The following is a 13945-nucleotide window of genomic DNA, read 5'->3' as shown; positions in this document are numbered from 1 at the left end:
TGCACCCGATTATTTAGTGTATCTGCAATCTGCCACGTACAAATTTCCAGCACCGTCAACAGCTACATCACTAAGAAAATTAAACGATCCCGGCTCCGTTCCTTTTACAATTCCGCTCCGCCCGTATGCCGTCCACTTTCCAACAACTGTTAATTCAGGATCTGAAGCTGCCCCCACCTTACTCGCTGCCGCCAACGGTTCGACTACTATCATTAGTAGCAATAAGAAACAAATCACCTTTCCCACCGATTGTATCCATTTTATTATAAATCAAATGCCTCCTCTTTCTTATGTCACATGCTGAATTACCTATATAGTTTAGCAATGAGCAATAAACAAATAATAAACAACATAACATCCGGATTTTTTTTCAATCACTAATCTGATTTGGAATCGCTACAGGAATACACTTCAAAAGGAATTTTATACGTTTTTTCCTATAAAAACTTTGCTACAGAGCACTACAAATGAGCTTTTATACGTTTTTTCATACAAACCCTTCCAATATAGACCGCTACACGTGACCGTTTATACGTTTTTTCGTATAAAACCTTCGCCACACACCGCTACAGATGAACTTTTATACGTTTTTTCATACAAACCCTTTCGATAAAGACGGCTACACGTGACTGGTTAAACATTTCTTCGTATAAAGCTTCGCTACAAATACTGCACGTAATGGCAATTTTCCGCTACATCCCACATGTATGGCGATTTTACGTTCCTATCTACATGTAATAACGATGTAATAACGGTTTTCCGTTCCTATGTTCAACAATTAACCAAAAAAAGGTGTCCGGAAAGTTAGTTCGCACTAACTATCTGGACACCCTTAGAAGTTTCTTATATTATGTTATTTTTTTAACAATCGCTATCCGGTTTACCAGCATCTTTTTTCGTACGGAAGCTAGATCCGCAGCCACATGTAACCCAAGCATTCGGGTTATCGATGGTAAATCCACCACCCATTACAGCGTCTTTGAAGTCAATTTCTAACCCATTCAAATATTTACGACTGTCTTCATCTACAATTACTTTAATGCCGTCTAGCTCTAGCTTTTCGTCCCCTTGCTTCACTTCATCATCAAAACCCATACCGTAGGAAAAGCCGCTACATCCACCTTCATTTACGCCTAGACGCAAAAACAAGTTCGGTATATCTTCATTAGCAATCATTTCTTTTATTTTTTCAGATGCTAGTTCACTGATCTTAATATCGATCATACTACATCCCTCCATATAACTTAAATAAAAATATAGTTTATTCACTTACTTCTCTATAGTATACTGTATAATTGCTTTTCACTCAACTGGCGTATATTCCTATGTTTTTTTTCTATGTTCTTCCTAAAGATAGCTGTAACTCCCTTCAGCTTGAAGAATAACAGTTAAATTTGTGAAAAGTGTTACATTATATTGCCCCTTCACTGAATAGAGGTTTATAATCGTAGTAGTATCTATTTACGTCTAATTGTTATTTTTTTCACAAGTATTATGGAATGTTACATATGGAGGGTAAAAGCGAATGAATATTATTGTACCAAATGAAACCTCTCACATGCAGCGCATCATCGAGAAAGTGCAACATGGTGAGCGTCTAACACTAGAAGATGGCGTATTTTTATATGAATCTGATGATTTGTTAACGATTGGTCAGTTAGCCAACGAAGTTAATTTGCGGAAAAACGGAAAAAAAGTTTACTTTATTGAAAATATGAGTCTTTACTTTACAAACGTTTGTGAATCTCGCTGTGCTTTTTGTAATTTTCGCAAAGACGAAGGTGATGAAGGAGCATATACATTAACAGGAGAGCAAATGATTGAATATGTAGAAAAACACTACCATCCCGGAGTCCGAGAATTTCATATCGTTGGTGGGCATAATCAACATGTGCCTTTTCAATATTACGTAGATTCTCTAAAAGCACTTCATGAAAAATATCCTGACGTTACATTAAAAGCTTATACTGCTGCGGAAATCGATTTTTTCGCAAGAATTAGTGGCTTGAGCTATAAAGAAGTGTTACAACAATTGATGGCTGCTGGTTTAAAATCTTTAACTGGCGGTGGCGCAGAAATTTTATCTGACTATTACCGTCAAAAAATGCATGTCAACAAAGCCGATGTATCTGCTTATTTGGAAGTTCATCGCACCGCTCATCAATTAGGTTTACGTACCCATACAACGATGCTATATGGCTCGATTGAAACAAAAGAAGATCGCATTAAACATTTAATGTATATTCGTGAGCTTCAAGATGAAACGAACGGCTTTTTAGTATTTATTCCACTTTCCATGCAGCCGATTAATCCAAGAGCAGGAATTCGCAGAAGAAATTCAGCTTTTGAAGACTTAAAAACGATAGCAATAAGCAGACTAATGTTAGATAACTTTCAACACATTAAAGCATACTTTATTAATATTGGCGTGCAGTTAACACAAGTTGCTTTAACGATGGGAGCTTCTGATGCACATGGTACAATCGTCAAGGAAAAAATTAGTCATGCTGCTGGCGCTCTAACTCCAGAAGGGATTACTAAACAAGATTTAATTTGGCTCATTAAAGGTGCTGGTCGTATTCCAGTAGAACGAGATACATTTTATAATGAAATCGAGGTCTTTCAGTAAAAGTCTTTTTGCTACAGCTATTATAAGGAATAGTGAGGCTTGTTAAACAATGAGAAATTTAGTTGTACTTGGTGGTGGATACGGAGGTCATTCATTAATTACTGATCTTCTAAGTAGAAATTTACCACTTGATATTATGATTACGTTAGTCGACCGCTTACCATTTCAAGGATTGAAAACAGAATTTTATGCATTAGCAGCAGGTACAGTATCCGATTTGCAATTACGGGTGCCGTTCCCTGAAGATGAGCGAATAAGTTACGTCTATGGAGATGTAACCAATGTGCAGCTGGAGCAACAGCTCGTTAATTTGGCCGATGGACAACAATTGTATTATGATTGGCTAGTTATCGGTCTAGGCTGCACCGACAAATATCATAATATCGTAGGCGCAGAACAATACTCCTATAGTATCCAATCTTTTTCAGCCGTGCGTAAAACTTCTGCTGCCTTAAATGATGTGAAGCCCTATGGACAAGTGTCGATTATTGGTGGCGGGTTGAGTGGCGTAGAAGTAGCTAGCGAATTACGAGAAAGTCGTCCCGATTTGAATATTAGACTAATTGATCGCAACGACAAAGCATTATCTGCTTTTCCTGGCAGACTACAAACGTTCGTTTCCGAATGGTTTATGGAGCATCATATCGAAATGCGTGGACATACTAATTTGGAACGGGTCGAGCCTGGTCAATTATATGACATGAATGCGAAACAAGATACTATTCTTACCGATATTACCGTCTGGACCGCAGGCATCCAACCTGTACAATTGGTTCAAGCGATTAATCTTCCCAAAGATACAATGGGGCGATTAATTATTAACGAGCATCATCAGCTACCCGACTTCACTAATGTCTACATTGCTGGAGATTGCGCCGCTTTACCGTACTCACCAAGTGGTCAGGCGGCAGGAGCACAAGGCAAGCAAATAGCGGAAATACTGCATGCGCAGTGGCACGATCGCACCCCAAAGCTAACCATTATTAAGTTAAAAGGGATGCTCGGATCGTTAGGGAAGAAAAGTGGATTTGGTGTGATGGGCAGTACTCCGATAATGGGACGTGTTCCACGCCTTATTAAGAGCGGTGTTTTATGGAAATCAAAACGGCATCGTGGCTAGTCCTTACATTTTTCTATTGTTTCAGCCAATATCCGATCAAATAATTGTTCCATATTTTGGACAGAAACGATAGTGCCATTTACTAGTGCGTACGGAAGCAAATAACACTCTCCACAATTGCCAAGGCAACCATATTCAATAACTGTAAATTGCTCCATATCTTCCAGTTTTTCCATTACTCTATCGGTACCGTGGTGGGTATTACTTGCACAAAATTCAATTACCTGTTTTATCATACATTCACCAGCTTTATATTAATTGATTATTGTACTATAATAGGGGAGAAGGGAGTTGATTGCAATGAGTAACCAAGTTAGCGATACAATGTATGATGAGGTGCTTGACGTACTAGATAAGCTTCGCCCGTTTCTACAACGTGACGGTGGGGATGTTGAACTAGTTAACGTTGAAGACGGTATTGTTAAGCTTCGCCTTGTAGGTGCATGTGGCAGTTGCCCAAGTTCAACAATAACGCTTAAAGCAGGCATCGAGCGCGCTCTTCTAGAAGAAGTTGAAGGTGTCGTAGAAGTCATGCAAGTGTTTTAATTGAAAGAGTCTTATCCTATGCGAAGCTGCTCAGCTTCGCCGGATAAGACTCTTTTGTTACATTATCCCTTTAATATTGGCACGAATTGGATCAAACCCGCCAGTCACATCAACGACATTGCCTGTTAAGAAACTGGATTGTTCTTTGCACAAAAACAAAATAACACGTGCAACATCTTCACCAGTACCCGGTCTTCCAGAAGGTGACTCCGCATCTTGCTGATGCAATACATCAGCTATCGCTAGCTCTTTATTATTCCCACGAATATCTCCCGGACCAATTAAGTTAACCGTTACACCATAAGGAGCTACTTCTACTGCTAATGACTTTGTAAAGGAGACGAGCCCCGTCTTAGCAGCTGCATATACGGCACGGTGTGGCCATGCTCTAGCTTCGCCAGCATGACCAAATCCAAAATGGATAATTCGTCCCCATTTTTTCTCCATCATGTAAGGCAACAGCTTATGATCAAGCAACATCGCACTAAGTAAATTACCATGTAACAAATGAACCATCGTCTGCTCATCATAATCGACAAACAACTTCCGTTCTCGTACGAATGGTCCGGCATTGTTGATTAGTATATCAACTCCACCCATACTGGCAATAGCTTGATTAGCTAGTTTGTCCACACCTTCTGTCGTACTAATATCTGCTTGTACTAAAATTACGTCCACTCCAAATTGCTCCAGCTGTCTTTTAACTTCAACAGCTTCCATCTCACTTGAATAATAGTTTAAAACAATGTTACAGCCTTGTTCGGCTAATTGCAGTGCCGTTCGTTTCCCCAGCCCTTTGGCAGCTCCAGTCACTAAAGCTGTTTTTCCTTTAAGCTCCACGGATTCTCCACCTTTTGCCCTATTATAGCTGCTTTTTATTGACCAACTGGCAACCATAAGCAAACACGAGCTGCAATGCTTCTGTAGCCATAGTTAGCCCCTCTTGCAGGTCCATCACTTGCTGCTGCAAATTTTCTAACGGCAAATTATGCAATTCATATTCATCTCCGTACAAACGTTGACTACGAATATAATCATCTTGCATTTCTGAATTCATATAATGAATTTCTGTATTCCGTCGTTTGCGCAGTCGTTTTACCGATTCTTTGTACTTCTCTTTCGATTCATTCAACGGATTTGTCAATACCATATGAACTTGTTTATGCCGCATATGACGCAAAACGGTAAAATACGAAAAGTGTGGTTTTACTCGTTCTGTTTGCAAGTGCAACATCTCGTTTAGAAAAGTACCTAATTTATCTAACAAAGAAAATACTCTAATAAAACCATTTTTATCAAAGTATACATATCTATCATAACTAATTCGCTCTTCGCTTGACATTTCCTGCAAGGTTTTAGCAGAAATTGTTGAATGTAGCTTTTGAGCAACATAATGACTTTGCTCTAATTCATCCAGCGCCGCTCGTAATCCTTTGGCACTAATTTCATACATACGCCTTTTTTTGAGTTGTTCCTGTTCCCCATCATTTATTTCTGCTAATTGTGCTTTTATTAACTGCCCGAATCGATCTATAACTTCATAAGCCGGTTTTAATTGATTGGATACTGCTTGTTGTTCATCGAATAAAAATCTAAGCATCTACATTTCCTCCATCCTGCATTAACAGCTGGATTAGTATGCCCTAAGTAGTTTGCAACTAGAAGAATATTTTAATTTTGAACATCTATCCATCCGAAGTTTCATTCCTCTTACTTTTGACTACTAAATCGCCATGCCCGAATTAAAATATCAATAACAATACTAAATAATGCAACAATAATCACGTTATGCAATAAACTGGTAAACAAAAACCAATTCTCATCGCCAATTGAATACGTAAGTAAAGCACCACTGAAAATTTGAATAATTACAAGTGCTAGCACCCAGCCAGCAGAATGAGTTAAACCAACTTCTCGATTGGGAACTTGTTTTTTTATAAAGAAATAAAGTGCAACAATAGCAAGACCAAAGACTAAAGCGGCTACTCGATGTAAAAAGACGATCCCCGTTGCCCCTTGCAACTCTGGAATAACTTCACCATTACATAATGGCCATCCCAAACAACCACCCGCTGAATCTGTATGACGAATAAAAGCTCCTAAATAAACAACCACATAACAATAAATCGCAATCAATAATGTAGGCATCACAATAACACGTGGCACTTTAAAGACAGGTGGTACGCCATGTTTCGCTCGATAAGTCCACACCACTAAAAGGAATGTAGCTGTAAAAGCAATTAACGATATTCCGAAGTGAATGGCCATTACGGCAGCACTCGTCGGCATTTTAACGGCGGCAGCGCCCATAAGCGCTTGAATAACAGTAAATAATAAAGCTGCTGCTGCATAATAATACGGCTCTTTATATACTTGCTTATCCCGCTTATACATCCGATAAGCAAGAATCGTAACAATTAACACAAGTATTCCTTCTGCGCCACTCACGAAGCGATGCGAATATTCTATCATTGACTCCACCGTATAGGCTGGGATAAATTTCCCATTACATAGTGGCCAGTCCGTTCCACATCCAGCTCCTGAATCCGTATTCGTTACTAAAGCTCCGGCTAATAATACGATAAGCATTCCGATACATGTCACAATAGCCAACTTGCGAAAGCGGCCGGTTACCATAATAAAATCACCTAATTTCAAAAAATTAATAACATTTCAATTATAGCGATAAGCCAGCCTAAAAGCCATGTTGAAAATGTGAACCTTATCACATAGCCGGATAGAAATACAAAAAAGTAGGATAAAGGTCACAACAACCTTCACCCTACTATAATTGTAGTGCTGACTATATACTTGAACGTAATACTAACTTTAACTTAAAGCTCACGCTCAATCGTTAACAATTTAAATCCATAGTCATCGCCCCACTTAATACTCGCACCTAGCGCATTAGCCAAATTACGAGCATCAACGTAACCATAACCATCGATGTTAATAGTTGGATATCTCCACTCAACCTTTTTGCCATTCACTTCAGCTATTTTACTGCCAAAAGTAACTTTAATAACTGTATTAGTCGCTATGTCATTATAAGTAACTGTCTTACTTTTCTTATCATATTTCAATTCCCCACCAAAATAATCAGCAATATCACGAAGCGATACTAATGTAATATTACCTGGCATAATGACTGGAGCGCCCTCATACTCTTCTAAAAATCCATGATACGTTTGTTTTGTAATATGGAAATTGTTTTTTAGTATAGAATATAGTTCGGATTTATTATCGAATAATTGCAATACTTCAAAACCTTCCATATAGTCCAGCTCACTTAGTTCAATACTTTCTGCTGGTTTATATGGTTTATCTACTTTAACGTTACCGCCCATATTCCAACTCTCTGATGTTGACTTAAGACGAATCGCATGGAACGGCATATCCTTAAACTCTTTGTATTTGCCCAAGTTTACATTGATTTCTGCATGTTGCTTTCTAGTTTGTAATTCTTTATCCAAGAACAGATCAACTTTTGCATGTAGTACTTTTTTCAAAATAGAACCAATCGATTCTGTCGTAATCGAATCTCCCATTTCTTTGCGCATTTCCACTAAAAATTCGAACAGTGTATCCGATAGTTCTTTGGCAATATCATCGACATTCGGTTGATCAAGCTCTTCGTCACTTGACATCAAAGCCATCTCTTCTGCAAACAACGGATTTTCCATCACTAATTTAATAACTTCAGTAATAACCACTTTAAAGCCAGCTTCATCTTTCAACAGGTTATCTACAAATTGCGTAAGTAACGTTAATAATTGTTCACCATCTACTTCTGCACTTACTTGCATCAAGGAAAGTGACTCCCCGTTAACAGTATCTTTCACAGGTTGTACGGCTAGTCCGTCTGGAGAAGGTAATTTCTCGATAATAAATTTACCAATTAACTCGGTAATTTGTAATTGCAGCTTATTCGCTTCAGCTATCTCTTCTTCCGAAAATTCTTCGGCATCCAAATCTAACGGAAGGTAGAATGGCTGCTTCGCACCATCTATTTGGAATGCCATTACTTTAGCATTCATTTGCATCGAAAATTTGATTCCAGCTTTATCAGCAAAATAAATAGTACCATCTACAGATGCATTACCATCTTTATCTGCTTTTGCATGAGTAATATCTAGTTTCACTTTACTAAACAACTGCATAACATCGGTAACTTCAGCTGTCGCTTCATACTTTTCGTTTAAGTCAATTTCCAATGCAATAGATTGTTTGCTCTCTACTGATTGTACCTTCAATGATTTGCTTAGTGCCTCATTAAGATTAAGGTCACCTACATTTTGACAGCCGGCTGCAATTAACAATGTCGCTGCCAGTAGCATGGTTAACATAGATCTTAACAACTTTTTTGACATTTACACTTCTCCTTTTTTCAGTACGAATAAAAAATATCCACACTTTGATTAACTAATACCTAACCATAAGTGTACTAGTAAATCTTGGAGGTGTAAATGAGAAGTTTTAACGAATAATGTCTAATCACTTGGAACGCATCTTTTGATTTCCAGTAAATATCCTCATTATTTTCTCTAATGGCTTACGCAATTTGTTAGGAAAACTATGTAGATCATCCGCTGTAATCACTTTGAATACAAATAGCAATGCCACATATAATGCACCAACAACAGCAGCTGTCACGGATGCACTAATAAAGTAAGACACTTTATTCGGCAAGTTTGTCGTCCAAAGTAGAACGCCTCTTTCAGATAACCAACCAGCAAGCCCTGCGATAGCAACAGCTGACAAATAAGGAACCCAGCGTTTACCCAATACTCGCAACGTAACAATTTGATTAATCGTACGAACATTCAACATCGTAATAACGATAAAACAAATCGTTGAACCTAGTATAAGCCCATAAATACCTATAAACGGAGCAGTAGCTACACTAATGACCACTTTTAATAATAAACCAGTTGCAGTATGATACATCGATGTTTTCGATCTGCTCATACCATACAGTATCGAATTTGTTGTCATCATCGTTATTTGGACAATTGTACCAATAGTAAGCAATGCCACTACGTCAGAACCGCTTGGGCTAACGAATAACAATCCTGTCACAGAATACGAAGCAATCGCTAATAATAAGGCGACCGGAACTCCTGTAAAACAAACTATTCGCATCACTAATGATGCTTGCTTCTGTACTTCTTTCATATTGTTTACAGAAAAAGCCGACGAAATGACTGGAATAATCGTTGATCCAAGTGCAATTGCCAAAATAGGTGGAATACCGGCTAAAGAAATAGCTTTTATCCCATAATCTGCTTGTACAATATCAGACATCTCGGCAGTATAAAATCCGGAAGTAAGTCGTTTAAAAAAAGAAGTATCAAACAAATAAATTAAATTGACCGTCATTGAAGTAAGTAGCGCTGGCAAAGACATCGCTAATATTTCACGATATATTTTACGAAACTTCGTTTTACTTCCTTGGTTGACTGTACTGTTTCTGACACTTTTACTACTACTCGAACTCATCATTAATGCAGCGGACGCTTCCGCATTAAAGCGTGGCTTTACTTTTACTTGCTCCATTTGATCTTGCCGCTTTAGTTTACGACCAAACCAAATCATAACTCCAAACGCGCCAATACTACCAAACACACTACCGAATGTAACAGCAGCAGCAGCCCAATCGTCGCCCCAACCTAGATCCAATACGATTAAACCTAAACCTAACCCAAGTAGGACGCGCATAAATTGTTCGACAATTTGTGAAATACCACCAGCAGACATTAACTGTCTTCCTTGAAAATAGCCACGCATCATAGCGATAATTGGAAAGAGTAGTAACGCTGGAGCAATCGCTCTAATTGCCAAGTAGGCACTTGGCAAATCAGCTATTTTAGCCCATGTCGGAGCTACTATAAACAGAGTAGCGGATAAAATGACACCAGTAATAGCCCCAAATGCTAGCGCAGCATGGAAAATTCGTTTGGCCTCCGCAGGTTGTCCCAGCGCATATCGCTCAGACACCATTTTACTTACAGCACTCGGGAAACCTGCTGTCGCAATAATTAGCAATACCATATACACTTGATTGGCGATAGTAAAAGCTATCATCCCTTGACTACCGAGCATATAATCAAGCGGTACACGCTGGAACAAACCTAGCACTCTGGCGGTCAATGCTGCAACGGTTAATATCAAGGTCCCTCTAATTAAATTATCTTTTTTTAACATAACCGATAACTGCCTTCTCCCTGTTCTTTGTTAGAGCTGATTGATTCTAAACTACCCAGATAATAAATAGAACAATCATTGCTAATTGCAAAATAATCTTGACAACTGTACTTGTAAATAATCCTACAACAGAACCAATACCAACTTGTAACGACTTTCCGAATGACGATCCTGCTATCATCTCACCAAAGACTGCACCTAAAAAAGGACCAACAATTAGCCCGAATCCTGGTATTACAAAAGGTCCAATTATAATCCCAATTGTACTGAATATAACGGATGCCCGACTACCACCGAATCGTTTAACTCCCCAAGCACTAACCGCATAATCAGCTACAAATAATACAACTACAATTACCGTTTGAATAATCCAAAACCATACATTAAGTGGTCCGAAAGAAAAAAACCAGCCATAAATAAAATAGGCAAAGTAAATTGCAAGTGCACCTGGTAAAACTGGAAATATCGCTCCTGCCATTCCAACAATAAATAGAGCAACAATTATAATCCAACCTAAAATCTCCATATAGTTTGCTCCTTCACTTAAGCCTAACTAAACAATGCTACAAAATTATTAACACTTTATTAATTTTTTGTTATAGTACGAAAACTACTGTCCAAAGATATGTTTTTTTATAATAGCAGCAATCGCATCTTCATTATTAGTCACTGTTATTTCATCGGCTGCATCCTTCACTTCCTGCTGTGCATTACCCATTGCAATACCTAAGCCACAAGCTTGAATAGCAGCAATATCATTTAGACTATCCCCTACAGCAATAACTTCCGATATATCTATATTTAAAAATTTGCAAACCTCTTGGATCGCCGCTGCCTTATTAACACCTTTCGGATTAAGTTCAATATTCCAAATCGATGAATTAGTAATTTCGAAGGCATCCCATTTGATAAGCTCTTCTGTTATTTCTGCTCTTTCTTTATCATTTTCAGTATGAAAACCAAATTTCAGCCACGTATAATCTTCCAATTTCCGCTGCTTTCCAATCCATTTCTCTTTATTATAAATACCTTCTGTCGTATAAGCCCAAAACCACGCATCAGGATACTCACCTGCTAACTGGTGAAGCTGAGCTATCATTGCTACATCCATCTCCGTACGTTTCAACAATTCGTGGGGCTTACTCCACACTTCACTACCATTTACAGTAATCATTGGTGTGACAAGCTGAAGTTGATGAGCATACGGATTAGCACTCATAAAGCCACGTCCTGTAGAGAAACAAACCGTTACCCCCGCAGCTTGTGCTTTATGTATCCATATTGCATTCTCATCACTAATTTCGGACCATTCATTTAAGAGCGTTCCATCCATATCTAGTGCCATCAGCTTATACTTTGTCATCAAAATTCTCTCCCGTCCTGTCATATAAATAATATCTCTATAGAGCATACAACTTTTTTCTAATTAAGATTATTCTAGCATAGTTTGCACTGAAACCAAATAAACTACGTCACTAATTCACAAGTAATCGATATTAAACAGGTGCAAAATCAAAAAACTAGCATTAATTTACTGTTTTAACTACAGTAAATAATGCTAGCCTGTTATTTTATGCTGAAGCAGCCATTTTTCGTTGTCGCCACTTTCGAACGAGCACCCCATGCTTGGGGGAAAATAAAAAGGTGAGTGCAAAGATTATACCAGCCGCACAAACCATACTACCTGCAATAGAAGCATCTAATAAACTAGCAGCAACGTATCCTATACACGTGCTAGCTACACCAACTACTACACTTAGCCCAATCATCCAACCTAATTTATCTGTTAATAAATAAGCAGTCGATGCTGGAACGATTAGTAATCCTACCACTAATATCGCTCCAACACTTTCGAATGAACTTACGGTAGCCATCGATACTAATCCCATCATTAAATAATGGAAAAACGCAACTGGAATGCCGATAGCCGCCGCTAAAGCAGGATCAAACGAAACAATTTTAAACTGCTTATAAAATAGCCCAACGACAATAATAATTACCACTAACGTAAATCCAAGTAGCCAGACCGCCTGCGGTCCTAAACTTACTCCACCAATGTCCCATGTGTTCCAATGAACAAAAGCAATTTCGCCATACAAAATCGCATCCTGATCCAAGTGTACTTGTCTAGCAAATAAACTAACTAATACAACACCAATAGCAAACAATGTTGTAAACACCACACCTATCGAAGCGTCTTCTTGAATACCATTACGTTGAAATAATTGAATTAAAAATGTCGTTAATAAACCAAAAACGAGTGCTGCTACCATCATTAAGACAGAATCTCTTGAACCGCTTAATAAAAAAGCAATCACTATTCCAGGCATAACTGCGTGACTAATCGCATCACCAATCATCGCCATTTTTCTTAGCACTAAAAATACTCCCAAAATACTACAACATGAAGCCACAAGAGAACCTGTTAATAAAATCCAAAAATGACTCATGTTTGCGACCCCTTCCCAGCTTGTTGCCTTTTCTTACGCGATAAAGCATGAGGTGTAGTAGTTGCTTCATTCGCATGAATTGCTACTTCTCCAGCAAACTCCAGTTCAAATGATTGTTTTACTTTCCGATATTGTAGCTTACGGAACAATAACCCTTTACTAGATCCAAACAAAATAGATATTAGGAAAATAAACGCAGCCGCTAACACTGTCACAGGTCCTGTCGGCATATTAGGTACAGATGCACTAATTAACGTACCTAAACCACCACTAGCTGCTCCTATTACACTTGATAAAATAACCATGATACTAAGCTGATTTGTCCAGTAACGAGCAGCTACTGCTGGTGTAATGAGTAGCGCCGCTACTAATACAACACCAACGGCTTGAATACCTGCAACTACCGCAATAACGACTAATAGCAACATTAACTGCTCCAAAAAAGTGACTGGATAACCTAATCCTCTTGCAAATCCCGGATCAAATGAAATTAACTTAAATTGTTTAAATAGTAAAAAACAAATGATAACGAGCAATACGCTAATAATTGCCATCATATATACATCACTACTTACCATCGATGCCGCTTGCCCAAACATAAACCGATTCAAACCTGCTTGATTGCCATAATCACCACGTTGAATAATAGAAAGCAATACAATTCCAAAACCAAAAAATGTTGATAATACAATTCCTAACGCTGCATCTTGCTTTAATTTTGAATGCCTTGTAATAACCCCTATACCTATAGTCGCAATAAAACCAGCAACGGTTGCTCCAATTAGAAAAAGAAACATCGACTTCACACCACTTAACATAAATGCAATACATATACCCGGCAGTGCCGCATGAGCAAGTGTATCACCTACCAAGCTTTGCTTGCGCAAGTAAGTAAAGCAACCAATCAATCCACTACTTAACCCAAGTAGCGAGCAGCCAAGAAATATCCACTGCATATTCGGATCACGAAATAACATAACAATCGCTTCTAGCATC

15 protein-coding genes are annotated in these 13945 nt (G+C 38.3%); 3 read left to right on the top strand and 12 right to left on the bottom strand.

Annotated features, from left to right (window positions below):
- Positions 1 to 9: 9 nt before the first annotated feature.
- Positions 10 to 222, bottom strand: coding sequence for a hypothetical protein (locus ACFSTH_RS16455; protein WP_377774960.1), 213 nt, complete (start codon positions 220 to 222; stop codon positions 10 to 12).
- 639 nt (positions 223 to 861) lie between these two features.
- Complete coding sequence (gene erpA, locus ACFSTH_RS16450) at positions 862 to 1224, bottom strand: iron-sulfur cluster insertion protein ErpA (RefSeq protein ID WP_377774961.1); 363 nt, start codon at positions 1222 to 1224, stop codon at positions 862 to 864.
- Between the two features lie 301 nt (positions 1225 to 1525).
- Between erpA and mqnE the strand changes: the two genes are divergently transcribed.
- A complete protein-coding gene (mqnE, locus tag ACFSTH_RS16445) occupies positions 1526 to 2629 on the top strand; it encodes an aminofutalosine synthase MqnE (RefSeq protein WP_377774962.1) in 1104 nt (367 codons plus the stop codon).
- A gap of 49 nt (positions 2630 to 2678) precedes the next feature.
- Entirely contained in the window at positions 2679 to 3749 is a 1071-nt protein-coding gene (locus ACFSTH_RS16440) for an NAD(P)/FAD-dependent oxidoreductase (protein ID WP_377774963.1), read from the top strand.
- Here ACFSTH_RS16440 and ACFSTH_RS16435 read toward each other — a convergent pair.
- The gene (locus ACFSTH_RS16435) at positions 3746 to 3985 is read right to left on the bottom strand and encodes a YuzB family protein (protein WP_377774964.1); all 240 of its coding nucleotides are present in this window, start codon (positions 3983 to 3985) and stop codon (positions 3746 to 3748) included. The two genes, ACFSTH_RS16440 and ACFSTH_RS16435, sit on opposite strands and share 4 nt — an antisense overlap.
- Before the next feature lie 64 nt (positions 3986 to 4049).
- Between ACFSTH_RS16435 and ACFSTH_RS16430 the strand changes: the two genes are divergently transcribed.
- Positions 4050 to 4295 (top strand): NifU family protein, encoded by a 246-nt coding sequence (locus ACFSTH_RS16430; RefSeq protein WP_377774965.1) that lies wholly within the window; start codon positions 4050 to 4052, stop codon positions 4293 to 4295.
- Positions 4296 to 4352: 57 nt separating this feature from the next.
- On the opposite strand, the gene ACFSTH_RS16425 is transcribed toward ACFSTH_RS16430, so the two are convergent.
- From ACFSTH_RS16425 to ACFSTH_RS16385, 9 genes are all read right to left on the bottom strand, one after another.
- On the bottom strand, positions 4353 to 5135 hold the full coding sequence (locus tag ACFSTH_RS16425; RefSeq protein ID WP_377774966.1) for an SDR family oxidoreductase: 783 nt from the start codon (positions 5133 to 5135) through the stop codon (positions 4353 to 4355).
- A 22-nt stretch (positions 5136 to 5157) separates the two neighbouring features.
- On the bottom strand, positions 5158 to 5895 hold the full coding sequence (locus ACFSTH_RS16420; protein WP_377774967.1) for a Cthe_2314 family HEPN domain-containing protein: 738 nt from the start codon (positions 5893 to 5895) through the stop codon (positions 5158 to 5160).
- A 110-nt stretch (positions 5896 to 6005) separates the two neighbouring features.
- Positions 6006 to 6932 (bottom strand): COX15/CtaA family protein, encoded by a 927-nt coding sequence (locus ACFSTH_RS16415; RefSeq protein WP_377774968.1) that lies wholly within the window; start codon positions 6930 to 6932, stop codon positions 6006 to 6008.
- Between the two features lie 197 nt (positions 6933 to 7129).
- Positions 7130 to 8665, bottom strand: a complete 1536-nt coding sequence (locus ACFSTH_RS16410; RefSeq protein WP_377774969.1) for a copper amine oxidase N-terminal domain-containing protein — start codon at positions 8663 to 8665, stop codon at positions 7130 to 7132.
- A 124-nt stretch (positions 8666 to 8789) separates the two neighbouring features.
- The gene (locus ACFSTH_RS16405) at positions 8790 to 10499 is read right to left on the bottom strand and encodes a putative polysaccharide biosynthesis protein (protein WP_377774970.1); all 1710 of its coding nucleotides are present in this window, start codon (positions 10497 to 10499) and stop codon (positions 8790 to 8792) included.
- 46 nt (positions 10500 to 10545) lie between these two features.
- Positions 10546 to 11025: a DUF456 domain-containing protein gene (locus ACFSTH_RS16400; protein WP_377774971.1), complete on the bottom strand. Its 480-nt coding sequence runs from the start codon at positions 11023 to 11025 to the stop codon at positions 10546 to 10548.
- A gap of 84 nt (positions 11026 to 11109) precedes the next feature.
- Positions 11110 to 11862, bottom strand: a complete 753-nt coding sequence (locus ACFSTH_RS16395; RefSeq protein WP_377774972.1) for a Cof-type HAD-IIB family hydrolase — start codon at positions 11860 to 11862, stop codon at positions 11110 to 11112.
- Positions 11863 to 12070: 208 nt separating this feature from the next.
- Entirely contained in the window at positions 12071 to 12949 is an 879-nt protein-coding gene (locus ACFSTH_RS16390) for a metal ABC transporter permease (protein ID WP_377774973.1), read from the bottom strand.
- Positions 12946 to 13944: a metal ABC transporter permease gene (locus tag ACFSTH_RS16385; protein WP_377774974.1), complete on the bottom strand. Its 999-nt coding sequence runs from the start codon at positions 13942 to 13944 to the stop codon at positions 12946 to 12948. Before ACFSTH_RS16385 ends, ACFSTH_RS16390 begins: the two co-directional genes overlap by 4 nt.
- Position 13945 lies beyond the last annotated feature (1 nt).

This window comes from Paenibacillus yanchengensis (genome assembly GCF_042684845.1).
Lineage (GTDB): Bacteria > Bacillota > Bacilli > Paenibacillales > Paenibacillaceae > Pristimantibacillus > Pristimantibacillus yanchengensis.
Note: the sequence above shows the minus strand (reverse complement) of the source record. Positions and strands in the feature narration are given on the sequence as shown.